Raw genomic sequence first — 22,777 nt, forward strand, 5'->3', positions numbered from 1 at the left:
CTCAATTTGAGTGCTTTTTCTTTAAGCATAAAGACAAGTTTGGAGACAGTTGACTTCTTCAAAATTTTATTAGGGGTAATATTTTGAAAAAGAAAGCCTTTCATATGTAGGTTAACACCACTGGAATATATAGTAAATTGATAATATTTATACGGAAGATTGCTAATGTTTAGTATAGATAGTTTACACTACGCTAACAGTGAAAACTATCTATACTAATAAAAAAAGGTGCCTTCAAAAAAGACACATTTCAAAAACAGACACTATAAAACAGAATTATTTATTGTTATACGATTGTTAGATACAAAAAGTAGAGGGAAATGTTTGTATTAAATTCTGCTTTATAAAGTCTGTCTACAAATTATATTGTAATCCTCTTCATTTGAAAAAAAATATAATATGCACAATTGCATACAAAAAGAAAAAGCACTCTACTGAGTGCCTTTTCAACCATTTTACTTTTAATATATCGCTTTACATACATTGTAACATATGTATCTATATATTTTATTGAGAAAATTCTGAATCATTTTTTCTTTCATTTTCAATTATAAAATCATGTAATATAAAGGATATGTCAAATTATTATACAAATTGAGGTGTACTATATTTATGTATTTTGGAATTATTCCTCTTATATTGTTTATTATTTTTCTTATCTCCTATTTAAAAGATCCACGAAAAATAATAAACGGCTTTTTATTTAATGCCTTTTTCTGTTTTTTCCTTCTGTTTTGTATACTTGTCTCTTGGGACTCAAGTAATACTATCCTAGGCTACATAATAGTCTTACCTATTTTAGCAGTGATCGTTATGATTCCTTTCGGTGTTGTTGCTTTAATGTTTGGGCTATTTCTGAATGCGAGAATTTTAATGAAACGAGAAGGACGACGTTTTACTAACTGTTTAACACTTATTGCTGCTTTAGGTATTTTATTCTCTATATTATTCCTTTTCATAAGTCCAGCAAGTTTCTTCTCATCACATTTGCAACCTATTTTTGGTGGAATTTCTCTTATAACCATATATTTCTTTATACACTTATCTAACTTCTTAAGTGCATATTTTTTATACCAATTCAACAGACCAAGACGTAATCAAGATTTCATTATCGTTCTTGGTAGCGGCTTAATTAATGATAAAGTACCACCATTACTTGCAAGCCGCATTAATAAAGCTATCGACTTCTATTGGAAACAAGCAGCTGTAAATACACCACCAACAATTATTTTCTCTGGTGGTCAAGGTCCAGATGAAGGTCTTCCAGAGGCAGAAGCAATGCAAAATTATGCTGTTGAAAAAGGAATTCCTCTTGAACATACAGTGCAAGAAAATCGCTCTGTAAACACATATCAAAATATGTTGTTCTCTAAAGAAATTATGGATTCTTTAAAACCTGAAGGTAAATATAAAAGTATTTTTACCACAAATAATTTCCACCTTTTCCGCGCTGGCATATACGCTAGACAAGCTGGTCTTAATAGCCAAGGAATCGGGTCAAAAACTGCATTTTATTACTGGCCTAACGCAATGATTCGCGAATATGTTGCGATTGTCGTAATGGGACGTAAGCGCCATATGAAAATATGTGGAACTATTTTAGGTTTCGCTTTATTCGTATCAATACTTAGTTTTATATTTTCTTAATAGCATCCCATCCTTTGAAAGGATGGGATTTCTTATACTGATTTCAAAAATATTTTAAAGATAATATGGTGATAATATTCCCTGCATACATCCATTAAAGGAGAATTTTTTCAAATTAAATGTTAAAATAAAATTTAGGTGTGAATGACGTAACAAATAAGAAACTAGTTTGAAACGAGGAAATTATATGGAGAAAATTATCAAAAACAAGCCCAATAAGCTAAAAATTGCTTCAAAAGCTTTGATGATTATTATTGGGGCATTTATTACAGCGTACGGATTAGAAGCAGTATTAATTCCAAATAACGTATCAGACGGTGGTGTGACTGGTTTAAGTATCGTTAGTTCAAGATTATTTGGATTGCCATTAGGAGCTCTAATCGCAGTTATTAACATTCCTTTCGTTTGGTTAGGGTATAAGCAAATCGGTAAAAGCTTTGCGATTTATTCTATTATCGGAATTGCTTCATTAGCAGTAGGTACCGTTGTCATGCACGGAATACCAGCTATTATTGAAGGCGATACATTATTAGTTACAGTTGTTGGTGGTATTATCATCGGTTTTGGTATGGGACTAGCATTACGTAACGGTGGGGCATTAGATGGAATCGATATGCTTGCTGTATTGCTTTCTCGTAAGTTACCATTTGGAACGAGTGACCTTATTTTATTCTTAAACATGTTCGTATTTATTTTCGTATCAACGGTATTCGGTCTTCAAGGAGCTATCCTTTCGGCAATTGCTTACTTTATCGCTTCGAAAGTGATTCATATCGTTGAAGTTGGTTTAAGTGGTTCAAAAGCATTTAAAATTATTACAAAAGAGCCTGAATTAATGGTAGAAACAATTCGCGATCGTTTAGGCCGAAGTGCAACATATAACGAAGTATACGGTGGTTATTCAAGAGAGAAATTCAAAGAAATTTCTTGCGTAATTAACCGTTTAGAAGAAAGTAAAATGAAAGAACTTATTAATGAAATCGATCCACACGCCTTTATTACAGTTTATGACGTAGCAGAAGTAAAAGGCGGTAATTTCAAGAAACGTGATATTCATTAATCGTTATATAAAAGAGGGTGTGCCAAAATTTTGGCACACCCTCTTTTTATTATTAAGTTGCTATCGTTGTCAGTTTTTGTCGGTAAGTCGATATATTCCAATAATCGCTGATATATTTTAAATTGCGGTCGATATATTCTAATAATCGCTGATATATTTTTACTCCCCCCCCTTATGCATAAATCGTACCAACTGAAAGGGATTAATTCCCATAACAAAAAAAGACCAAAAAGCAATTTACACTTTTCGGTCTCTATACTATCTTCTCTTTGTAATTTTTCCTGAACCACCGACCCTTGTTTTCGGAGGAGATGTGTTCCTTGGCGGCGTTTTAATAGATGATTTTGGCTTCACATCTGATCCGCTTGAACCGCCTGGTGTTTTTGTAATTTTACCCTTGCTTCCAGTAGAAGGTGGGGGCGTCGTATTACTTCCTTTTTCAGTAATACTTCCCTTATCACCTACTGATGGTTTCGAATCTACATTATCGCCTCGCTTAATGATAGATCCTTTCCCTTCCTTCGTAATTGGAGGTGGGGTTTTCTTTTCTTCTTTCGTAGGTGGTCTTTCTGGAATAACTGGTTGATGATTTTGTCTGTCATTATATCCTCGGTAATCACCGTATGATGATTTTCGTGAACCGAATATATCGTTTAATATGCTACCCATAATATATCCTTGCAAAAAGGACGGTTGGTAATTTTGACGGACAAATTCTTTATTACTTATTTCAATTAACGTATCAGATGGTTTCTCTTTATCCTTTTGCAGGTTATAAATCTTATCAGAATAAACGAGGAACATTTGATTTTCGTCTTCTTTAGATGCTTGCTTCGGTTCTCTTTCGTTAATGAGTTCCTTCGCTACTTCAGGAACTGACCGATTGGCGGCCCTATACACGTAAGATTCTTGTTTACCTTCCTTGGCAACAGATTCAAGTGGATAACGGTCTTGAATCGACTTTGTCTGCCCGCCTTGACAACCTGATAAGGCATAACCAGCAACAACAAGTAATATAACGATAGCAAGTATAGGGATTACAAACGATTTAATCATGGTAAACAATCGGTTTGACATGATTACGCCCCCTTACGTTGCTCTTATAATTTGTACATCAGCAGGAATGATTGCTTCTCCCTCATACATCATTGTGCGACCATTTTGCCATTCAATACGCAATAATTTTCGATTGTCTGATTGGAATTCCCATACGTACTGTTCTTCTGAAGCTGAGAATGGAGTTTTTCCCATCACAACAACACGTCCGTTATATTGTTCTTCCATATGGTACTCGGTATCATCCATTTCAATTGTCGTCGGAATTTCATCAATTGAATCTAAGCGACCATCAATTGGTGTATATAATTTGTAATACGTATTTTCACGATCTTCAATTTTTAAATAACGAATATCTTTTCCATCTTGCAATGTCAAAACAATTTCCTTACGCGAATGCATACTCGTTTTCCCAATTAATTCATACATAACTAATGAAACTTCAATCATATCGCCAGGAGCTAACGTTAAAAGACTTTTTTCCGGCTTCAGTGGCTCTGGGCTTTTCATTATATTTTTTATTCGTTTAAATAAACTCATACTCTACCCCTCCTTTTCTCTTTATAAACAAGCACCTAAAATTAGTGCACCAACAATATGTAATGATCCGGCTAACATCGCATGTGCAACGCTACCTTCTTTCGTACCTTCTTCTAAATCAAGACCAGACATTTTCTTTAATACAAATTCGATAAACATTTCTACCACTAATAAAATAACGAAAGAAACTGCTGAAGCAAGAAGTGCCTGCCATAAGTCATTTGCTTTCGTAATTGATTGGGATAAAATGTACCCTTGTGCAAATAATTTCATAATAAAACGAGTTGTTACAGCTGTATTTCCATTTTTAATTTCTTTTAAATCATTGTATTTTGTAAAAATTGAATCAACCCACATAATTGCAAATAAAAGTACTGCACTCGCTCCAGTCCATACAAGCATGGCAACTACATTCATCCATGTCATTGCAAAACCTCCTCTAAATATAATAGAAAACCGACATGAATATATTTAGACATGTCGGTTCATTTGTCTCTATTCTATATTATTTCTCATACTGCTTCATAATACGAGCTAATTCATCGTCAACAGCAGAATTTTTGTTTAAGCTTGCGAATTCATCATCTAATGATTTTTCTTTCTTATAAACTTCACCGCTTGCTTCTGCTTCAGCCTCTAATTGAAGAGCTTTCTCTTCCATACGGCTTAAACCAGCTTTTGCTGAGTTTGAATCAAATCCAGACATCGCCTGATTAATATTTTTTTGTGCTTTCGCCGCATTTACACGCGCTACAAGTGTCTCACGTTTATTTTTCAGCTCATTTAATTGCTTACGCATTTCTTCTAGCTTTAGGCGCAGGTTATCAGCAGCAGCTTTATTTTGCTCATAGCTTGCTTTATACTCATTCATCTTTTGCTCCGCATTTTGTTTTTCTTCTAGTGCACGGCGCGCAAGATCTAAGTTATTAGCTTGAACAGCCATATGAGCTTGCTCTTCACGTTTTTTCACAAGTGCTTCTTGCTCTTCAAATAATATTTTGAATTTCTTCTCAAGCGCGATTTGAGCTGCTACACTTTTCTCAGCTTCTTGTACATCCGCTTGCATATCGCGTAAATATTGATCAGTCATCTTAACTGGATCTTCCGCTTTTTCAATTAATGAATATACATTCGACATTGTTAAATCTCTTAATCGTTTGAATACAGACATCTAAATTCCTCCTATGATATACCTCATATTTCAAATTCACTACTTGGAAAACTGAAAAATCTCCCTTTACAGTAAAGAATATTCATTTTTACAGCCTATGTGTTTATTATAACAAAACTAATATGTCCTTACATGTTATTTCCAAAATACATCCATTATAATATGACATTCTATATACAATATTGTATTTCTAATATATTCTCATTATCCCTCTTTGAAATTAACTTACTTTTGTGCAATTTCACTAAATTACATAAGTGTAATGTTACTGTAAGCTAACTCGATAGTTGCATTCTAATATTTCTTATACACTAATACCAGAAGCAACAAACAAGCTTCTTCACTTGTAAGCAATAATACAAAAATTGTATTTAATATAAAACATATAAAAGGAGAAATCATCATGAAAAAATTAGTAGGAATCGGATTAGCAGCAGCAATTTCACTTGGAGCATTATCAGGTTGTTCTTTATTAGGAGAGAAAGCGAACGGTTTTGTACTGTACGGCTCAGAAGAACAAGTTCAGCAAATTACAGATAAAAACAAAAAAGAAGTGAAAGAAAAAGACTTCTATAAAATGAAAATGACAACATTAGATGGTAAAAAAGTTCTTGTAATGGATAAGAAAACTGGTGAGGAACTAGTGAAAAAAGAGTTACTTAGCAAAGTTGATGAAAAAGACAACACGAAACCACTTGATAAATTACCAGCTGTAACAACAGAACAAGGTGTATTATTTGCAAAAGAAAAAGTAGAAAATGCTACACTTGATGGAGCCAAATTAAAATATGAAGGCAACACAATTATCGGAAGTGGCCGTGCATATACAGATATGTATGCGATTGTCGATGACGCAACTTACAACAATGTAAAAGGTGATGAAAAATCTGTAGGTGTATTAAAATTTGATAAAGACCCAAGTAAAGAATTCCCTGGTTACAACGGCGTCGAAGCTTCTCAACTTGTAAAAATTAAAAAGTAAAACAAAAAAGCTTTGCGAAATTCGCAAAGCTTTTTTCTATTTATTATGAGCAACTTGTTCCATATCTGGACTACAAGTTTTCGACTGACATGACTTACTTAAAGAACATGCTGCGCATTTTCCTTTTTTACTTCTCTTTACAAAATTAACTAACGTGTATGCTGCATAACCAAAAATGATAGCTCCAATTATAATATTGACCATCATTATACATCTCCTTTTAGAATCCTAGTAAAGATCCAACTTGGTATATAATAAGCGTTAATACATACGCAACAACAAGCGGGTAAACGACTGAGAAAATCGTCCATTTCGCTGATCCTGTTTCACGTTTAATAACAGCCACCGTCGCTAAACATGGAACGTATAATAAAATAAAGAACATAAATGCATAAGCTGATAATGCTGTATAATGTGCTCCCATTACGTTTCCAAGCACATCTTCTTTAACTGCATAAATAATTGCCATTGTTGAAACGACAACTTCCTTCGCTAAAAATCCTGTTAAAAGGGATGCTGCAGCTTGCCACGTTCCAAAGCCGAGCGGTGCAAATAGCGGTGCGATAAATCCACCAATCATCGCTAAGTAACTGTCTCCCATATCAACACCAAATCCTGATGGACCTGCATAGTTTAATAACCAAATGATAACTGAACCACCGAAGATGAATGTACCAGCTTTACGAACAAATCCTTTTCCTTTCTCCCATGTGCTCAGCCATAACGTTTTTGCTTGTGGCACACGATAAGGAGGTAATTCAATTACGAAAATAGACTTTTCCGCTTTCAAAATCGTAAGAGACATAATTTTTGTAACTAATAACGCAAGAACAATCCCTGCAACATATAAAGAAAATACAACAGTCGCCTGACTATGCGGGAAGAATACGCCCGCAAATAATGCATATACAGGTAATCGTGCTGAACAAGACATAAATGGTGTTACTAAAATGGTAAGTAAACGTTCTTTCTCCTGTTCAATCGTTCTCGCAGCCATAATACCTGGAACGTTACATCCAAAACCGATAATCATCGGAATAAAAGCTTTTCCGTTTAAGCCGAAAAACTCCATAATTCTATCCATAACAACTGCAATTCGCGCCATATACCCTGAGTCTTCTAATAATGAAATAAAAAAGAATAGTGCAAAGATTTGTGGTACGAATACTAATACAGCACCAACACCGGCAATAATACCTTCTGTAACGAGTGCTTGAATAAAATGAGAAGCTCCAATACTTGTAAGTCCAGCCGTCACCCAATCCGTAAGCTGGCCACCAAAAAACTCATCTAACATATCAGATAAAGGTGTACCAATCCACGTAAACGTAACCTGAAAAATAAAAAACATAACTGCTAAAAAGATTGGAAGTCCTAAAATTTTATGTGTAATTAATCTATCAATTTTTTCTGAAAAAGGAATTTTTCCTTCTTTCTCATGCTTCATAACATTTGTTTTTAACTTTTCAATATACGCTTCACGAGTTTTGTAAATGTGCTCTTCTAACGTACAATCAAGTTTTCCTTCTAAGCGAGATCGAATGGCTATGAGTTCCTTATAAATTGGTAATGCTTTCATTTCTTTTTCTACTACTTCGTTATTGCTTAAAAATTGAAGTGCTAACCATCTCGGATGCTCGTAATTCACTGTCTCTAAAAGAGCAATTACTTCTCCAATTCCTTCATCCATTTGTACACCATATGAAATAAGGAATGGCTTTTTCTCTTTTTTGTCATTTTCTTTAAGAGTCGTAAGCAGTTCTTCACAGCCTTTTCCACTCCTTGCAACAACAGGAACGACTGTTACACCTAATAGTTCTGATAATCGTTTTACATTAATGACAATTCCTCTTTGCTTCGCCACATCAACCATGTTTAAACCAATTGAGACTGGCTTACCAAATTCAAGTAACTGCAACGTTAAATGCATATTTCTTTCAAACTGCGAGGAATCTACGATATTTAACATATGATTAAATTCTTCTGTTAATAGAAAGTTTGTTACAACACCTTCATCACGTGAAACTGGATTTAAATCATAAACACCTGGTAAATCAATTAATGTTCCTTGTCTATCTTTTAATTTACCAACCTTCTTTTCTACTGTTACACCGCTCCAGTTTCCTACATACTCATAAGAACCAGTAAGTGCATTAAATAATGATGTCTTCCCTGTATTCGGATTCCCTAGCAAAGCTACCTTATTCACGCTAATTCCACCTTTATCATTTTCGCGTCACAATGACGAATACTAATTAACTGCCCACGACACTCCAATGTACAAGGACCTTTAAACATCGCTTTCTGTTTCAGGCGAAGTTCGCTTCCTTCAGCAAGACCGAAAGCAGCTAGTCTACGCTTTAATAGCTGATCTAAAGACTGAATACTTTTTACTAACACTTTCTCTCCAATTTTAATATCTACTAAGCTCATAACCTTCCCCCTCAGAAGAGAATGATAATTATTTTCAAAAAAATTATACCACACCCAATTTCTCTTGTACTATACCCTTTTGCTTCATATTTATTAACATTTCGCTACAATTCTATTTCAATTATTGTCATACTGTATTCGTTTGCCATTCTCATCCATTTCGCTTACAATAAACAATAGCAAATAAAGAATCTCGTTATCACTGGGGGAGCCATGTCGCTGAGAGGGAACACTTCGTTCCGACCCTTCGAACCTGTTAGTTAATGCTAACGCAGGGATTGTGCAAACGTCCGAAATACATACCTCATTTTTATTTACGTATTTCGTATCCTCCTATGATATCTATTCTTTTTTGTACAACTTGGATTTAGGGGGAGACAACATGCGTAACACTAATTTACAAGCGATGATCGAATCTGCTATTCTTGCAGCCTTCGCCTTGGTCATCGACATTTTACCACTTTCAATAAAAATATCAGCAACAGGCGGTTCCATTTCATTTGCTATGATTCCTATTTTTATTATCGCATACCGCTGGGGCTTCAAAATGGCTTTCTTAGGGGGCCTAATTTGGGGATTATTACAAATTGTCGTAGGCGATGCCATTATCGTCACACCAATTCAAGTACTAATTGAATACTTTGTTGCTTTCGCATTCATTGGATTTGCTGGTTTATTCTATCGTCCAATTCAAAAAGCACTTTTAACTTCCAATGATAATAGCGAAGAGCAATCAAATTTAGGTAACCGTAAAGACAAACCTTCATCAAAACCAAACCAAGGAAAGAAAGTAATTGGATACATTATCGTCGCTACTTTTATCGGTAGTCTAGCTCGTTACTTCTGTCACTTTATCGCTGGTATCATTTTCTGGGGACAATATGCACCAAAAGGCCAATCGGCTTTCCTATATTCTTTAATATTTAACGGTAGTACAATGATTGGTTCCTATATTCTATGTACCGTTTTACTTATATTTTTATTTATCACTTCACCACGCTTATTCAAAAGCATCAGTGCTTATCAAATGAATACACAAAAAAAGGGCGCTTAATGAGCGCTCTTTTTTCATATCGTAATATTAATTAAAAATACAATAAATGCGCAAAAGAAAATAAATACCATTATACTTAGCCAATTGCTATGCACGGTTCATCGACTCCTTACATAACCTCATTTTCTAACCAGATTATATCGCTTAAAAATAAAGATTAGGTAAAGATAATATGAAAATAAATTAAAAAAAGCGTAGCATGCATTATCTACGCTTTTTTCGGTAAGTAAAAGTAAAATAATACACCGTCTTCTGTATTTTTCACTCCATATTCAGCATCGTGTAATTCTAAAATATTTTTAGAAATAGCAAGCCCAAGTCCCGTCCCACCTTGTGAACGCTGACGAGCTGTATCCACTCGATAAAAACGATCCCAAATTTTATCTAATTGTTCTTCTTCAATGTGAGTACCTTTATTTTCAATGCACACTTTTATACGATCCTTCTCATCTATTGTAGAAATAATAATATCTTCTTTATTTGGTGTATAACGTATGGCATTCGTAATAAAATTCACGATGACTTGTTCAATCCGGCCTTGATTTGCAATCACTTCAAATGAACATATATTTTTATGAACATGAAGTTCTTTTTTCTCTATTTCCACAGATAGATGTTCACATATATCTTCAATTACTGTATCAATATAAAACGAATCCTTTTTCATTTTATATGTACCAGATTCAAATTTAGCTAACTCAAGCATATCCAAAATTAAAGTATCCATTTTGTCTACTTCTCTCTCCATCGCTTGAAAATAATACTCTTTTTTATGCTCAGCTACCCCGTCTTTTAAAATGGAAATACAACTTTTCATAATACTTAGCGGTGTTTTTAATTCATGTGAAACACCAGAAATGAATTCTTTTCGCGTCCTTTCTAACTTTCTTTCCTTTTCAATATCTTCTTCTAACTGTCCAATATGGGAATGGAGTTTATTTGATAGCACATTAATATTTTTCGATAAATCTCCAATTTCATCTTTTGAAGTAATCGGTATTTTTTCTGTAAAATCTAATTGTGCTATTTTCTTCGTCGTATCATTTATTTTTAATAATGGTTTGGCAATTTGTTTTGAGTAATAGAACGAAGCTAAAAAAATAAGAACAACTACAAATGCAATGATATAGATATAGTAATCTTGCACCATTTGTACAGCTTCATCTACGGGCTGTAAAGAAGCCATCGCATAAATATATGTTACTGATCCGTCTTTTTCTTTTATTGGTTTCATTAATAATTTATATTTTATATCATTCTTTTCATAGTCCATTGTTTGTGTTGTATATTGTATGTGTTTGTTCTCTTTTAATAATAAATCAGTTTGAAATTCTTTTATGTTATCTAAGAAGATGCCATTTTTATAAATTGGATTCACAGGACCTTTTACATCTGGTAACTGTACTTTTGTAACACGTCCACCTATGTAAACATTTGATTCTTGAGCAGCTTGCTCCTGAACAGCTGGTTTCTTTTCCTTAACAAGTTGTTCCTCAGCTGCTCTCTTTTTCTCCTCATTTAATTTACTCATTTTCTCATTAAATGCTTTTTCTAACGGTTTATTAGATCCACTTAAATTCTGCTTAGATAAAGAAAAAGAGAATGGAATAAAACTATCTTCTTTTCTCACTCCAGAAAAATAAATTTCTTGTCCTAAAAACTGCTCTGATAATTTATTATCAATTTCCTCTATATTGACGAGATTACCTAAGGGAATTTTGAATATTTGTTGTCCAAAGCTCTTTTGTTGCCTACGATCTATCGTTACTTCAAAATAAAAATCATCTGCATGTTTTAAATTCCCGTTCTTATCTAATGTCGTAATCCACGTATTATTTTCTCTTAAAAAGTCTTGCTCTAGTTTCTGAATTTCTTCTGCATTTCCTGCATAATTTAAATAATTCTTCTCAAAGGAATTTAAATTTACTTTAATATCTTCCACTTTTCGATTCGCATAATATTGTTTAAAAAATATCGTTTGTCCAATAAATATCGTCGCTAAAATCAACATACATAATGCTGTTGTAAGAGTAAATAATTTTAGTACAATTCCTTTCTTCATACATTCCCCTCAAATTTATAACCAGTTCGTACTACAGTTGTAATATACTTTGCTTTCTCTCCTAATTTATTTCTTAAATTACGAATATGGCTATTCACCGTTCGATCATCGCCAGCAAATTCATATCCCCAAATTCTTGAAATGAGTTGCTCTCGCGTTAAAACGATTCCTTGATTTTTCATGAAATACACCAATATTTCAAACTCCGTATGCGTTAAACTAACATCTGCCTCATCAACAGTAACAGTACGCGACGGAAAATGGACATGGATGCCATGAATCGATAACGTATCATCTTCGTTCTCTAAAGGTTTCTTCGATGCTTTTCTACTTTCTAATAATCGTTTCGCTCTTGCTAATAAAATTGGAGGACTATACGGCTTCGTCACATAGTCATCTGCTCCAAGTTCAAAACCAAGTAACGTATCGTCTTCATCTACGCGCGCCGTCAGCATAATAATAGGCACCTCGGACGTCTTCCTAATCCTTCGGCAAACAGACCATCCATCGAGTTCTGGCAACATAATATCTAAAATAACTAAATCAACCTCTTCTTCTTCAAATACAACTAAAGCCTCTTTCCCGTCCCTCGCTTCAAACACTACATATTGTTCACTCAAAAAATAATCTTTTAATATTTCACGTAATATGTCTTCATCTTCAACAATTAAAATGTTTTTTGACATAACTTATATATCCCCCTCTCACTTTCAGAAACTATAATTTCACTTTGAATAACTGCCAGTTAACTTCGCCTCGATAATATATCTATCTGGTGCATCCCCTATATAATCAAATGGGTAACAAGTTGTCAGTGTTAATATCGGTTCTTCTTTTTTTATAATAACAGTACGATCATCCGCATGAGTAATCCATGTCTTTTGAATTTCATATGTGTACGTTTTATTATCATACTCTAAAACAAGGGTATCCTTTTCTTTCAACTCTTCTAAATCTGTAAATACAGTATCTCGATGTCCACTCAGTACAGTATGTCCCCCTCCAGATGGAGTTGTCGTTAAATCACTAACGAACATACCCACTCCTTTTTTCAAAGTCGTATCATCTGCTCCCCAATATATAGAAAACTTCTTCTTTATTTTCGGTATGTTTAACATCGCTACCTTTTCTCCCTCTTTATGTTCTGTTTGAGAAGAAGGCACTTGAGAAGTTACAGGTGTTTCATGAGAAAGTTGAGTATCTTGTATATTTTTAAGGCTCTTTATTTCTTCTGCCGTTAATTGCCCGGCAGAGCTTCTTCCTTTATACCATTCCACAGCATAATAGGATCCCATGAATAGCCCTATAGCCATCAATATGATACCGATATAATTGAGTAACTTCATTCTTCATTCCTCCATGCCAAAAATGGTAGGAGTAACCTACCATTTTTAATATATGAAATTATCCCATTCTTTATAGGAAAATATTTTATTTACGCTTTAATCTTATTGCGACGATTCAAACCAAATAATGTACCTACCGCTACAAGACATGCACTTAATCCCATCATTGCTACATTATTTGATGCTGTATTTGGTAATTTTTCACCTTGTACAACTGGCTTTGCTTCTTCTTTTTTAGCTACTTCATTCTTTTGCTCGGCTTTTATCGCTGCTTCTTTTTTGGCCATATCGTTTTTTAACTGTTCTTGCGCTATTCTCTTTTTCTCTTCTTCACTTTTTTTCTCAGCTTTTATTGCTTCCTCTTTTTTAGCCATATCATTTTTTTCTTGTACTTGTGCCGCTTGCTTTTTCTCTATTTCACTTTTTTGCTGTTCCTTAATTGCTTCTTCTTTTTTAGCTTTATCCTGTTGTACTTGCGCTTCTTCTTCCTTTGTTACTGTTCCAGTATCCGCACTCGCTACTGAAGAATATCCTACTGTTAAAAGTGCCATTGCACAAATTGGTAATAGTTTCTTTTTCATTTTCACTCTCTCCTTATATTTTATTCACATCTACTCGCATCGGATGTATTACTAGAATAAGCAAGAGATATAAATATAAGATGCAGATGAAATATATTTCATTTAAAGATTTCATTGTAGAAAAAGAAAAAAACATCGCAATATGTACGATGTTTTTTTCGGGTGTGTGTCTCAATTATTTACATGTTACTTTCGCGTGATTTGGAAGTAGAACGGGCCGGAGCGATAACTAATTGTCTCGGCTCAGTTTTCTTGAAGTGATTTTTGACGTTACACTTACGACGTTGAACAACCCACGCTTTAATAGGGTTTGTTAAAATAATCTTTTGCTCTTCGTTAGGGGCCTCTTCTTCAATCTTACAACTCTCGCTCCATTTATTCCATTTCATTGTAAATTTAGAAGAAGAATGATCATTTTCACGATCAAACAAGTGCAAAAAATCCATTTTTCCATCTAGCATTACGGTGTTACTAGTCGCTAAAAAAGAAAAGGTCGTCCAACGTTTCTCCATGCCCTCCTACTCCTTTTTCACATATAGAGTGCCTAAAACTTAATTTACCTAAAATATGCTTGCCTTTTACCTTACACCCATAGTTTATCCAAAATGCTCTTATGCAACTATCGATTTGCCTTACAACTACCTTACATTTTTGTAAGAAACAAAAAAACCTTCACTCTATATAATGAAGGTTTCTCACTTTTTATCTATATGATCTCTCATATCATCAAGTCCAGCTTCTTTTAGCTGCGACATCATACCGTGCGAAATTGCTCCTAACACTAAAGTCATTCCAATTAATGAAATACGAATCGCAGGTACATCAATTACGTAAGCCAACAGGCCAAGAACAATTGTTAAAAGTAATGCTTTTATAAATGTTACACTTGTGTACTGTTTCTTCTTCATCATATTCACCCTTTATGGAAGCGTTTTCTTAATATACTTAGTATATCATATCATCAGATGATTTTGTCGTTATCTTTGTAAAAAATTACTATCTCCTTTGACTTTTTCTATTCTATCCTTTACAGTCGAAATGTTCATAAGTTTTACACTGTAGGAGGATTACAATGAATATTGAAATAAAAGACACTTTAATTTCTGAAGAACAATTACAAGCAAAAGTTAAAGAATTAGCACTTCAAATCGAACGTGACTTTGAAGGAGAAGAAATCGTAGTTATCGCCGTATTAAAAGGTTCATTCGTATTTGCTGCTGATTTAATTCGTAACATCAAAAATGATGTAACAATTGACTTTATTTCTGCATCTAGCTACGGAAATCAAACAGAAACAACAGGAAAAGTGAAACTACTAAAAGATATCGACGTAAACATTACTGGGAAAAACGTAATTGTTGTAGAAGATATTATCGATTCTGGTTTAACACTTCATTTCCTAAAAGATCACTTCTTTATGCATAAACCAAAAGCACTCAAGTTCTGTACATTACTTGATAAACCAGAACGTCGTAAAGTAGACTTAACAGCTGAATATGTTGGCTTCCAAATTCCAGACGAATTCATCGTTGGATACGGTATCGACTGTGCGGAAAAATATCGTAACTTACCATTCATTGCTTCAGTTGTAACGGAATAATCGTATAACTTAAAAAATCGATAGTACATAAAATGTATATCGGCGATTTTTTAAATATATCGACTTACCGACAATAACTGACAATCTTAGCACCCAATTAATAGGGAGAAGCTGTTCTAAAATACATGGGAACAGCTCCTTTCTTTCCATTACAAACTACAGGGAGAGATGAAATATGACAAAGACAAAATTTGAAAAAGTACTCCTCATCGTAAATCCGAAAGCTGGTCAAGGTGACTTACATACAAATTTAACGAAAATCGTACCACCTCTTGCCGCAGCTTTTCCTGATCTACATATCCTTCATACGAAAAAACAAGGTGATGCAACAAAATATTGCCAAGAGTTTGCTAGTAAAGTAGATTTAATTATCGTCTTTGGTGGTGATGGAACAGTATTTGAATGCACAAATGGCTTAGCACCTCTCGAAACTAGACCTACACTTGCAATCATTCCAGGTGGAACTTGCAACGACTTCTCTCGCACACTTGGTGTTCCGCAAAACATTGCAGAAGCGGCAAAACTTATTACAAAAGAACATATAAAACCAGTTGACGTTGCAAAAGCAAATGAACAACATTTCTTAAACTTCTGGGGCATTGGACTCGTATCTGAAGTATCAAACAATATCGATGCAGAAGAAAAAGCAAAGCTTGGTAAAATCGGTTACTATTTAAGCACAATTCGAACTGTGAAAAATGCTGAAACATTCCCAGTAAAAATTACTTATGACGGACAAGTATATGAAGACGAAGCTGTCCTTGTCATGGTTGGAAATGGTGAATATCTTGGTGGTATTCCATCCTTTATTCCGAACGTAAAATGTGATGACGGAACACTTGATATTTTCGTAGTCAAATCAACAGGTATTCAAGCATTTAAAGATTACATCGGAAAGAAACTATTTGAAGACTCAAATGAAAATGACATCTTCCACGTAAAAGCGAAATCCATTCATATTGAAACGAAAGAAGAAAAAGAAGTAGATACAGATGGAGAAAGCTCGCTTCATACACCTTGTCACATTGAATTATTACCAGGACACTTTACGATGATTTATAATCCTGCGGTTGTGTAATAAAAAAACGAGTGCTAGCACTCGTTTTTTCTCTTCTAATCTAGTTATATTGTTGGATCATTTCCTCTATTTCTTTAACTCTCTCTAAAGTAATTCCATTTCTTTGTTCGATCGCTAAAGGATGCTCGGTTGGCTCTAATTCAACATACGGTGCCATTCCAACTTCTCTTATATGTACATTTGTTTTTAAATTTAATGTTTCTGGATAAACTGGTATTTCTACAGATAACCAACCAAAATAAGGATCACTATTTTCTCGGCCTCTCTCATCCCACTTTTCTAATACTTCATCATAACTTTCTTTACTAAGTGATACCCATACAGTCCATATGAAATTTTCGTGGTAGTCAATTATAGGAATCTCTAAACATCCTCTAATAAAATAATGTTCACCATCCATTACACAAAGATCTGATGTTAAATGGAAGCGTTCCTCTCTTTCATGGGGCGCTACCTCGTAATAATAATATGGTGCTTCACTTCCGTAGCATAGAGGTAGTGCAAAACGATGCATTTGTACTTTTTCTCCGGATTTTCTTCTTCTTTTCATTTGTCATTCTTTCTCCTATCCTTTTCAGTCACAATCAAACTCTACCCAATTTCTCCAATGCGTATTAGCATTTTCATTCACAATAACACTTGGATCTTTCTTCTCTATTGCAGCGGCTACTGATTGGAAGAATTCATTTTCACTTACTTTTTCGTCTTCAACATGTTTCCATTCTTCCGTTTCATACGCTACTTCCCAGTCGCCTTCTAAACCGAACTCTTCTAAAATTTCTCCTTTATCCCACCACAATAATTTTTGAGCTTCCTCATTAGTAGCAAGCATACGCATAAAGTATGTTGGATAATGCTCTGTCGTTTGTACTTCTATTCCATTATTTATATAATCCTCTTCTGTAAATTCATATTCAAAATGATGCTCGCGAATTTTTAAACTGCCGTTATAAATATTCGGTATAAATTCACCTTCATCATCAAACAACTCATAATCGCCATTATTTAATTGTAAAATGCAATCATCACCCATTGAATGAGTAATTCTATCGCCATATACTTGAATATCATTACATACACCTAATGAACCTACACCCACAATTTGAAACACCATTAGCCAATCCTTAGCATCTTTAAAGAAAAGAGAGAATTTCACTTGTGAAATATCCATATATTCATTATCAAAGGCAGGAAATTCATAGTTACTTTGCTTTTTATCTAATAACCTTAAAATCTCTTTTTGCACATGTATCACCTTTTCATTAATATTATCTAACGTTTACCGTGCTCTCATGTAGCTAGAAAAATTCCTCTTTCATCACTATTCGTATACTCAATCTATCTTAACAAAAATGCTTTTCCTACTTCCATCATATATAGGCCGTACACCGATTCCATTTCTCTTACTTACGCATATATTGGAATATTGTTGCTTCTAATGCAGTGTGTTTTATTTTTGCTCGGAGGTGTTATAAATCGTGTTCGAATGTAAGAACGAACTAAGTCTCTCTAATATAGAAAACTTAAAATATAATTCAAACATTCCTATAATAGTAATAGCCTTCAATAACCTTACTTATGTGAAAAATATGTTAAAACAATTAGAAAACAAAAAGATAAAAAGTGAAGATATATGGATTTGGGACAATAATTCAACCGCTCCCGCTTTGCTTGCTTTTTATGAGCAAATATCAACTAAATATAATTTAGTGAAAAATAATGCCAACTATGGACCACGTTTTTTTGCCGTTCCTTATATTTTCGATTTACTTCCAGATTTTTTTGCTGTAACTGATCCTGATTTATCTTTTAATGAAAAAATGCCAGATAACTTTTTAGAGTATTTAAAGCAGTTAACAATCGAGCTTTCACTCTTTAAAGCCGGCCTTGCTTTAGACATTATACCTACTTCTAATTTCAACAGAGAGCTCATGTCAAATGAAAAATGTACAGTAACAGAATGGGAAATGCAGTATTGGCTTTTTCCTATAACTAAATACAATAACCCTAAAGTTTTCAACGCTGGAATTGATACAACTTTTGCTGTTTACAATAAAAAATTTATTAGTAACGGTTTTTATAATGCCGTAAGGGTAGCTGATAATTTCACCTGTAAACATTTACCCTGGTATAAAGACAATATAATTTCAGAAGAAGAAAAAAATATGCTAAATACGAAATGGGCTAACTGGCACTAATAAAACGAAACGTTATTCAGTAGCAGATATTACTACAAATCGAAAACCTACTTTACAGCATATGTAATAATTCAAAAATAGCTTGAATGGTTTCAAGCTATTTTTTATCAAATTTCCTCAATACTATCCAATTGAGTCTTATAACATTCATCACACTCTGGCCTCGTAGGAAGAATCCCTCTTTCATCAGGTAATAAAACCCTCAAAACTTCTCGATCCATCTCTACGAAAGACTTCATAATAATGGGATATCCTTCAATAATATTCGTATACTCAATCCCTTGTTCAAACTTTTTTCCGCTCTTTATTTCTTCTATTATGGTACAAAAAACACTATGCGCGACTTCAGGATCCATATTTAATGCTATTTGTAAATCTTGATGATTAAAGTTATCTCTTAGACCATGCGTATGATAATTAGCATGGATGCCATCAATATCTTCTGCTAATATGCTATGCATGTACCATCCATACTCTTGTAGCATATTTTCTTCCCATTCATCTGCATCCTCTTCTAAATCTTCATCAAACAAATTCGGATCATACCACACGTCCTCGTAATCTCCAGCAATTAAAAATCTCCAACCAGGTGGTAACCCTAAATACTTCTTTATTTCAGGTGCCCATTCATCAATATGTTGAACGTGTAAAGGAAGAAAGAAATCTTCTTCTGTCCCCATTTCTTCACCAGCCCAAATGTACCAACCTGTCGTTCCATTTTCTATAGGCATTCGTAACCCATTAATCGGAGCGATACCATCTTTCACATTTTGCGCTATTCCTAATTTCAAATCATTCGGAGATTCTACATACTCCGCTTTATATTTATCACATATACTCTTCTGTTCTTTTATGTATTTTTCCACCCTTTTAGCACACTCCCCAATTTTTGAAAGATAGATTTCTTTGCCGAAGCACTCTCTAACTTCCATACCCCACACGGATTATAAAATGGATCCTCTTGTTCATATATATCAATTTCAAAGCCAATCTCTTTCTCCTTATGGTGCATAACATTTCCCGCTAATATATAGTTACTTTTACTCACAACTTCTTGTATTAATTCTGTTCTATCTTTCCATAAACCAGGTACTCCAATAACGATTTGTGTCTCCATCATATGCACTCCACTTCTCATCTATTTTCAATCTATTCTTTCAATCTATTCTTTCAATCTTCCAAACTAAATTAGCTGGGATATCTTTCTCTAAGAAGGTTAACATCCATACAGTTTTTCCTTTATCGTTCATCAGCAGTACTTTATGGTTTAACTTCCAAGCCACTTTACTAACATGATCAAACATCTTATACATATCTTCTTCTCTAATAAGCTTTTCCTTTTTGATTAACCGCCTCGTTCTATACTCTCTTATTTCTAAGTACACGTCAGCATAAGCCACTTCATGCTGACATGTTATATTACATACGTATTTTTTATTCGGACTACTCTTTTTTATATATACGAACTCGTTTCTATAATTCAATTCTAGTATCTTATTCTTCACTTTTTCTAACTCTTCTATATCCCAATCATATTTCACAGCTAAACGCTTCATTTCCCCATGAACGATTTGAAGGGCTAATTCTTTTTTCTCTCTATCTGATAAATATGGAAAATCCCTCACACTCCCATATTTCACAAAAGCATTCATATATTCAGGGAAAATTCGATATTTCTTCTCCCACTCATCGAGTAATGAAATATCATCCACACAATGAATCAAAATACCTTTCTCATACTCCATTCTTAACTTTGGCATATGTCGACAATATAAAGAAGTAATACAGCTCGTCTCTTTACCAAAAGAGATATCTTCATCGTAGTTGCTTGTAGATGCTAACTGTAATGTCTCAGTGCTTCTAGTATGCTCTTTTACTTTTAGAAAACTCAATTGTATATCTCTTATAACCGGCATTTGCTCTCTCCTCTTCGCAATACAACTATGAAACACCTTTGTTAATACGCCTTAATCAATTTCAAGCCATCCCATTCCCATAGAAAGAAATAACAGCCCAATTACAAAAAAGAGACCCCCAGTTAAAAAATAGAACGGTGCTCCGTGCAATGGATCACTAAATAACTCTATCAAATTTCCAGCTACTACTTTCCATTTCTCTTTCTTTGAATTTTTTTCTTTTATTTCTTTAACAAATCGATAGATACTTATACTAATCAAAATAATTCCTATTAATAGGCATCCTACTATGATTAAAATCTCCAAATATAACACTCCATGTGTACATTTATATTTATTTTCGTTTACATACTATTGTTATTCATAATCCATTTTAGCTAATAAACAAACGAAAGAGAACTAGGTGGATTAATGTTTACTTAAAAATAAAAAGTCCGAAACTATATAAAGTGATTTCGGACTTTTTATTTTTAAAATATTAAATTACATTTCGAACAAAAAGGAGCTGAATTTCCTCTTCTAATTTTCGTATCACATTTTGGACAATATACATATCGTTCCTCTACCTTTTGTCGTTCTATCATGTGTAAGGATACTATTTTCATACTGCACATAATTCCAATTAAGATAAGGCTAAAAATGAGTAGCACAACGCTCTTCCTCCCTTAACTACTTACCTATATTTTACCATTAAATAAAGATAATTTTATACTTATAATCCTATCTTGTCCTTCATACTGGAAGAAACTTTCTTTACTTCTATTTACTCATCAGCGTGATTCTTTTTTGTCTATATAAATAAAGAATACCTGTAACTATAAAAACAATCACGCCAAAATACACGCCATATTCTATCGCAATCGCTACAATACTTTCAATATGCTTTCCAAATAAAGCACCGAGCACAAAGTAAACGAGTGTCCAAACAAATCCTGTCGTATAAGAATACAAAGCATACGTCTTAAATGACATGTTATTCATTCCAACTAAATACGGTACGATATGTCTTACAACTGGTATGAAGTAACTTGTGACTAACGCATAATGACCATACTTCTCTACCATTTGTTGAGATTTCAAAAGATATTTCGCCTTTTTCTTTTTCACTAGCTTATCAAGTACTTTCGTACCAAATATTTTCCCTAATATATAACCTAAAGAAAGCCCAGATACAACACCTAAATATGTTAATAAAAATGCAGGAATGACACTTAATATCCCTAGTGAAGATACAAAGCCACCACTCATTACGATCATTTCGTCTGGAATTGGCATACCAATAATACCTAACCATAAACAGAAAAATAATGCCCAATAACCGTATTGTTCAATATAAGATAATAATTCATGTAATTCCATTATGCATATGCTCTCCTTAGCTCTTTTTTACAGCTAAAGACATACGCTGGTGGGAAATTGAGCCACACTTTCTCTAGCGTAATTTCAGGAAAGAAGTGCTGTATAAATCCTTTTTTCACAAGTGAATATTGAAATGTAATAAATTCACCATTCTCATGTATCCCTTCCATTACATTGTTTAAAATACGCTTTGAAACTTCTTCTGGTAAAGAGGTAAAAGGTAATCCCGATAAAACGTAATCCACGCATTCTATATTGAGATCTTCTATATACTTTTTTATATTTTCGGCTGAACCGTGTACAACAATGACGTTCTGCTCATCTTTAAATTTTCTCTTTAGCTCCTTGCAAAACACTTCATTAATTTCAATAAGAAGAAATATTGTTTCCTTCTTCTTTCTCTTCATAATTTCTTTCGTAAAGACTCCTGTACCAGGACCTAACTCTACAATGCATTTCGCTTTATTAAAATCAATTACATCTACCATTTTCTTTGCTAATATTTTTGAACTTGGCGCAATTGCACCAGTATGTTTCGGATGTTTAATAAATTCATGTAAGAATGTTATGAGTTGCATATAAACCTCTCCTCATTCGTTCAATAGTTTCTAACTTGTTTCTAAGTATAACTATTATTTCTTAACAAAAATTGAGGAGATTTCTTAAGATTTTATGAAGAATAAAAAAACAGCTA

At 33.6% G+C, this 22,777-nt stretch carries 29 protein-coding genes and 1 riboswitch; of the genes, 7 read left to right on the forward strand and 22 right to left on the reverse strand.

The window, feature by feature from the left end:
* Positions 1 to 612 precede the first annotated feature (612 nt).
* Complete coding sequence (locus tag HMPREF2590_RS27350) at positions 613 to 1,647, forward strand: YdcF family protein (protein WP_002098000.1); 1,035 nt, start codon at positions 613 to 615, stop codon at positions 1,645 to 1,647.
* 187 nt (positions 1,648 to 1,834) lie between these two features.
* Positions 1,835 to 2,707, forward strand: coding sequence for a YitT family protein (locus tag HMPREF2590_RS27355; RefSeq protein ID WP_000411244.1), 873 nt, complete (start codon positions 1,835 to 1,837; stop codon positions 2,705 to 2,707).
* Between the two features lie 258 nt (positions 2,708 to 2,965).
* Here the strand turns inward: HMPREF2590_RS27355 and HMPREF2590_RS27360 are convergent, their stop codons facing one another.
* From HMPREF2590_RS27360 to HMPREF2590_RS27375, 4 genes are all read right to left on the reverse strand, one after another.
* On the reverse strand, positions 2,966 to 3,784 hold the full coding sequence (locus HMPREF2590_RS27360; RefSeq protein ID WP_000071193.1) for a DUF4247 domain-containing protein: 819 nt from the start codon (positions 3,782 to 3,784) through the stop codon (positions 2,966 to 2,968).
* A 12-nt stretch (positions 3,785 to 3,796) separates the two neighbouring features.
* Positions 3,797 to 4,303 (reverse strand): DUF4178 domain-containing protein, encoded by a 507-nt coding sequence (locus HMPREF2590_RS27365; RefSeq protein ID WP_000051740.1) that lies wholly within the window; start codon positions 4,301 to 4,303, stop codon positions 3,797 to 3,799.
* Between the two features lie 21 nt (positions 4,304 to 4,324).
* Positions 4,325 to 4,729, reverse strand: coding sequence for a DUF350 domain-containing protein (locus HMPREF2590_RS27370; protein ID WP_000220087.1), 405 nt, complete (start codon positions 4,727 to 4,729; stop codon positions 4,325 to 4,327).
* Positions 4,730 to 4,808: 79 nt separating this feature from the next.
* Positions 4,809 to 5,474 carry a PspA/IM30 family protein gene (locus HMPREF2590_RS27375; RefSeq protein WP_000110280.1) on the reverse strand — a complete coding sequence of 222 codons (666 nt, stop codon included), beginning with the start codon at positions 5,472 to 5,474 and terminating at the stop codon, positions 4,809 to 4,811.
* Between the two features lie 403 nt (positions 5,475 to 5,877).
* Here HMPREF2590_RS27375 and HMPREF2590_RS27380 point away from each other — a divergent pair, with 403 nt between their 5' ends.
* Positions 5,878 to 6,456: a lipoprotein BA_5634 family protein gene (locus HMPREF2590_RS27380; protein ID WP_000737502.1), complete on the forward strand. Its 579-nt coding sequence runs from the start codon at positions 5,878 to 5,880 to the stop codon at positions 6,454 to 6,456.
* 36 nt (positions 6,457 to 6,492) lie between these two features.
* Here the strand turns inward: HMPREF2590_RS27380 and HMPREF2590_RS27385 are convergent, their stop codons facing one another.
* From HMPREF2590_RS27385 to HMPREF2590_RS27395, 3 genes are read right to left on the reverse strand one after another with little or no spacing between them, the layout of a single operon-like run.
* The gene (locus HMPREF2590_RS27385; RefSeq protein WP_000989600.1) at positions 6,493 to 6,663 is read right to left on the reverse strand and encodes a FeoB-associated Cys-rich membrane protein; all 171 of its coding nucleotides are present in this window, start codon (positions 6,661 to 6,663) and stop codon (positions 6,493 to 6,495) included.
* A gap of 13 nt (positions 6,664 to 6,676) precedes the next feature.
* The gene (feoB, locus tag HMPREF2590_RS27390) at positions 6,677 to 8,665 is read right to left on the reverse strand and encodes a ferrous iron transport protein B (protein ID WP_001044851.1); all 1,989 of its coding nucleotides are present in this window, start codon (positions 8,663 to 8,665) and stop codon (positions 6,677 to 6,679) included.
* Positions 8,662 to 8,889 (reverse strand): FeoA family protein, encoded by a 228-nt coding sequence (locus HMPREF2590_RS27395; RefSeq protein WP_000060512.1) that lies wholly within the window; start codon positions 8,887 to 8,889, stop codon positions 8,662 to 8,664. Before HMPREF2590_RS27395 ends, feoB begins: the two co-directional genes overlap by 4 nt.
* A gap of 194 nt (positions 8,890 to 9,083) precedes the next feature.
* A riboswitch (TPP riboswitch) is annotated at positions 9,084 to 9,185 on the forward strand.
* A gap of 86 nt (positions 9,186 to 9,271) precedes the next feature.
* On the opposite strand from HMPREF2590_RS27395, the gene HMPREF2590_RS27400 reads away from it, so the two are divergent.
* A complete protein-coding gene (locus HMPREF2590_RS27400) occupies positions 9,272 to 9,943 on the forward strand; it encodes an energy-coupled thiamine transporter ThiT (protein WP_001246570.1) in 672 nt (223 codons plus the stop codon).
* Between the two features lie 208 nt (positions 9,944 to 10,151).
* On the opposite strand, the gene HMPREF2590_RS27405 is transcribed toward HMPREF2590_RS27400, so the two are convergent.
* The 6 genes from HMPREF2590_RS27405 to HMPREF2590_RS27430 all read right to left on the reverse strand — a co-directional run bounded on the left by HMPREF2590_RS27405 (position 10,152) and on the right by HMPREF2590_RS27430 (position 14,843).
* Complete coding sequence (locus HMPREF2590_RS27405; RefSeq protein WP_030028872.1) at positions 10,152 to 12,005, reverse strand: sensor histidine kinase; 1,854 nt, start codon at positions 12,003 to 12,005, stop codon at positions 10,152 to 10,154.
* The gene (locus tag HMPREF2590_RS27410; RefSeq protein ID WP_000041848.1) at positions 12,002 to 12,691 is read right to left on the reverse strand and encodes a response regulator transcription factor; all 690 of its coding nucleotides are present in this window, start codon (positions 12,689 to 12,691) and stop codon (positions 12,002 to 12,004) included. The genes HMPREF2590_RS27405 and HMPREF2590_RS27410 overlap by 4 nt, the downstream gene beginning before the upstream one ends.
* A gap of 39 nt (positions 12,692 to 12,730) precedes the next feature.
* Complete coding sequence (locus HMPREF2590_RS27415) at positions 12,731 to 13,351, reverse strand: class D sortase (protein ID WP_000771590.1); 621 nt, start codon at positions 13,349 to 13,351, stop codon at positions 12,731 to 12,733.
* An 89-nt stretch (positions 13,352 to 13,440) separates the two neighbouring features.
* The gene (locus HMPREF2590_RS27420) at positions 13,441 to 13,932 is read right to left on the reverse strand and encodes an LPXTG cell wall anchor domain-containing protein (protein WP_030028875.1); all 492 of its coding nucleotides are present in this window, start codon (positions 13,930 to 13,932) and stop codon (positions 13,441 to 13,443) included.
* 179 nt (positions 13,933 to 14,111) lie between these two features.
* Entirely contained in the window at positions 14,112 to 14,444 is a 333-nt protein-coding gene (locus HMPREF2590_RS27425; protein WP_000415619.1) for a hypothetical protein, read from the reverse strand.
* A 183-nt stretch (positions 14,445 to 14,627) separates the two neighbouring features.
* A complete protein-coding gene (locus HMPREF2590_RS27430) occupies positions 14,628 to 14,843 on the reverse strand; it encodes a hypothetical protein (protein WP_002001286.1) in 216 nt (71 codons plus the stop codon).
* 161 nt (positions 14,844 to 15,004) lie between these two features.
* Here HMPREF2590_RS27430 and hpt point away from each other — a divergent pair, with 161 nt between their 5' ends.
* Both hpt and HMPREF2590_RS27440 read left to right on the forward strand, forming a co-directional pair.
* The gene (gene hpt / locus HMPREF2590_RS27435; protein WP_001019298.1) at positions 15,005 to 15,532 is read left to right on the forward strand and encodes a hypoxanthine phosphoribosyltransferase; all 528 of its coding nucleotides are present in this window, start codon (positions 15,005 to 15,007) and stop codon (positions 15,530 to 15,532) included.
* A 175-nt stretch (positions 15,533 to 15,707) separates the two neighbouring features.
* Positions 15,708 to 16,610 (forward strand): diacylglycerol/lipid kinase family protein, encoded by a 903-nt coding sequence (locus tag HMPREF2590_RS27440; protein ID WP_000167895.1) that lies wholly within the window; start codon positions 15,708 to 15,710, stop codon positions 16,608 to 16,610.
* Between the two features lie 40 nt (positions 16,611 to 16,650).
* On the opposite strand, the gene HMPREF2590_RS27445 is transcribed toward HMPREF2590_RS27440, so the two are convergent.
* Together HMPREF2590_RS27445 and HMPREF2590_RS27450 are read right to left on the reverse strand one after the other, a co-directional pair.
* Positions 16,651 to 17,160, reverse strand: coding sequence for a DUF2199 domain-containing protein (locus tag HMPREF2590_RS27445; protein WP_000830212.1), 510 nt, complete (start codon positions 17,158 to 17,160; stop codon positions 16,651 to 16,653).
* 24 nt (positions 17,161 to 17,184) lie between these two features.
* Positions 17,185 to 17,856, reverse strand: coding sequence for a DUF7003 family protein (locus tag HMPREF2590_RS27450; protein WP_001168352.1), 672 nt, complete (start codon positions 17,854 to 17,856; stop codon positions 17,185 to 17,187).
* 232 nt (positions 17,857 to 18,088) lie between these two features.
* Between HMPREF2590_RS27450 and HMPREF2590_RS27455 the strand changes: the two genes are divergently transcribed.
* Positions 18,089 to 18,808: a glycosyltransferase family protein gene (locus HMPREF2590_RS27455; protein ID WP_000461059.1), complete on the forward strand. Its 720-nt coding sequence runs from the start codon at positions 18,089 to 18,091 to the stop codon at positions 18,806 to 18,808.
* Positions 18,809 to 18,915: 107 nt separating this feature from the next.
* On the opposite strand, the gene HMPREF2590_RS27460 is transcribed toward HMPREF2590_RS27455, so the two are convergent.
* From HMPREF2590_RS27460 to HMPREF2590_RS27490, 7 genes are all read right to left on the reverse strand, one after another.
* Positions 18,916 to 19,674, reverse strand: a complete 759-nt coding sequence (locus tag HMPREF2590_RS27460) for a DUF4262 domain-containing protein (RefSeq protein WP_000417356.1) — start codon at positions 19,672 to 19,674, stop codon at positions 18,916 to 18,918.
* A complete protein-coding gene (locus tag HMPREF2590_RS27465) occupies positions 19,659 to 19,928 on the reverse strand; it encodes a hypothetical protein (RefSeq protein ID WP_000970753.1) in 270 nt (89 codons plus the stop codon). Before HMPREF2590_RS27465 ends, HMPREF2590_RS27460 begins: the two co-directional genes overlap by 16 nt.
* A 37-nt stretch (positions 19,929 to 19,965) precedes the next feature.
* Complete coding sequence (locus HMPREF2590_RS27470; RefSeq protein ID WP_050822142.1) at positions 19,966 to 20,724, reverse strand: hypothetical protein; 759 nt, start codon at positions 20,722 to 20,724, stop codon at positions 19,966 to 19,968.
* 51 nt (positions 20,725 to 20,775) lie between these two features.
* A complete protein-coding gene (locus tag HMPREF2590_RS27475; protein ID WP_000404319.1) occupies positions 20,776 to 21,030 on the reverse strand; it encodes a hypothetical protein in 255 nt (84 codons plus the stop codon).
* Between the two features lie 164 nt (positions 21,031 to 21,194).
* Positions 21,195 to 21,374 (reverse strand): hypothetical protein, encoded by a 180-nt coding sequence (locus tag HMPREF2590_RS27480; RefSeq protein ID WP_001986677.1) that lies wholly within the window; start codon positions 21,372 to 21,374, stop codon positions 21,195 to 21,197.
* Between the two features lie 109 nt (positions 21,375 to 21,483).
* A complete protein-coding gene (locus tag HMPREF2590_RS27485; RefSeq protein WP_044584935.1) occupies positions 21,484 to 22,083 on the reverse strand; it encodes a DedA family protein in 600 nt (199 codons plus the stop codon).
* Entirely contained in the window at positions 22,083 to 22,661 is a 579-nt protein-coding gene (locus tag HMPREF2590_RS27490) for a class I SAM-dependent methyltransferase (protein WP_001176053.1), read from the reverse strand. Before HMPREF2590_RS27490 ends, HMPREF2590_RS27485 begins: the two co-directional genes overlap by 1 nt.
* Positions 22,662 to 22,777: the final 116 nt, after the last annotated feature.

Origin of the sequence: Bacillus sp. HMSC036E02 (assembly GCF_001836235.1) — a bacterium.
GTDB lineage: Bacteria > Bacillota > Bacilli > Bacillales > Bacillaceae_G > Bacillus_A > Bacillus_A cereus.

Bases quoted from the DNA above. Each gene is read 5' to 3' on its own strand.
- HMPREF2590_RS27350 (WP_002098000.1), top strand. From the start codon at position 613: ATGTATTTTGGAATTATTCCTCTTATATTGTTTATTATTTTTCTTATC.
- HMPREF2590_RS27355 (WP_000411244.1), top strand. From the start codon at position 1,835: ATGGAGAAAATTATCAAAAACAAGCCCAATAAGCTAAAAATTGCTTCA.
- HMPREF2590_RS27360 (WP_000071193.1), bottom strand. From the start codon at position 3,784: ATGTCAAACCGATTGTTTACCATGATTAAATCGTTTGTAATCCCTATA.
- HMPREF2590_RS27365 (WP_000051740.1), bottom strand. From the start codon at position 4,303: ATGAGTTTATTTAAACGAATAAAAAATATAATGAAAAGCCCAGAGCCA.
- HMPREF2590_RS27370 (WP_000220087.1), bottom strand. From the start codon at position 4,729: ATGACATGGATGAATGTAGTTGCCATGCTTGTATGGACTGGAGCGAGT.
- HMPREF2590_RS27375 (WP_000110280.1), bottom strand. From the start codon at position 5,474: ATGTCTGTATTCAAACGATTAAGAGATTTAACAATGTCGAATGTATAT.
- HMPREF2590_RS27380 (WP_000737502.1), top strand. From the start codon at position 5,878: ATGAAAAAATTAGTAGGAATCGGATTAGCAGCAGCAATTTCACTTGGA.
- HMPREF2590_RS27385 (WP_000989600.1), bottom strand. From the start codon at position 6,663: ATGATGGTCAATATTATAATTGGAGCTATCATTTTTGGTTATGCAGCA.
- HMPREF2590_RS27395 (WP_000060512.1), bottom strand. From the start codon at position 8,889: ATGAGCTTAGTAGATATTAAAATTGGAGAGAAAGTGTTAGTAAAAAGT.
- HMPREF2590_RS27400 (WP_001246570.1), top strand. From the start codon at position 9,272: ATGCGTAACACTAATTTACAAGCGATGATCGAATCTGCTATTCTTGCA.
- HMPREF2590_RS27405 (WP_030028872.1), bottom strand. From the start codon at position 12,005: ATGAAGAAAGGAATTGTACTAAAATTATTTACTCTTACAACAGCATTA.
- HMPREF2590_RS27410 (WP_000041848.1), bottom strand. From the start codon at position 12,691: ATGTCAAAAAACATTTTAATTGTTGAAGATGAAGACATATTACGTGAA.
- HMPREF2590_RS27415 (WP_000771590.1), bottom strand. From the start codon at position 13,351: ATGAAGTTACTCAATTATATCGGTATCATATTGATGGCTATAGGGCTA.
- HMPREF2590_RS27420 (WP_030028875.1), bottom strand. From the start codon at position 13,932: ATGAAAAAGAAACTATTACCAATTTGTGCAATGGCACTTTTAACAGTA.
- HMPREF2590_RS27425 (WP_000415619.1), bottom strand. From the start codon at position 14,444: ATGGAGAAACGTTGGACGACCTTTTCTTTTTTAGCGACTAGTAACACC.
- HMPREF2590_RS27430 (WP_002001286.1), bottom strand. From the start codon at position 14,843: ATGATGAAGAAGAAACAGTACACAAGTGTAACATTTATAAAAGCATTA.
- hpt (WP_001019298.1), top strand. From the start codon at position 15,005: ATGAATATTGAAATAAAAGACACTTTAATTTCTGAAGAACAATTACAA.
- HMPREF2590_RS27440 (WP_000167895.1), top strand. From the start codon at position 15,708: ATGACAAAGACAAAATTTGAAAAAGTACTCCTCATCGTAAATCCGAAA.
- HMPREF2590_RS27445 (WP_000830212.1), bottom strand. From the start codon at position 17,160: ATGAAAAGAAGAAGAAAATCCGGAGAAAAAGTACAAATGCATCGTTTT.
- HMPREF2590_RS27465 (WP_000970753.1), bottom strand. From the start codon at position 19,928: ATGATGGAGACACAAATCGTTATTGGAGTACCTGGTTTATGGAAAGAT.
- HMPREF2590_RS27470 (WP_050822142.1), bottom strand. From the start codon at position 20,724: ATGCCGGTTATAAGAGATATACAATTGAGTTTTCTAAAAGTAAAAGAG.
- HMPREF2590_RS27485 (WP_044584935.1), bottom strand. From the start codon at position 22,083: ATGGAATTACATGAATTATTATCTTATATTGAACAATACGGTTATTGG.
- HMPREF2590_RS27490 (WP_001176053.1), bottom strand. From the start codon at position 22,661: ATGCAACTCATAACATTCTTACATGAATTTATTAAACATCCGAAACAT.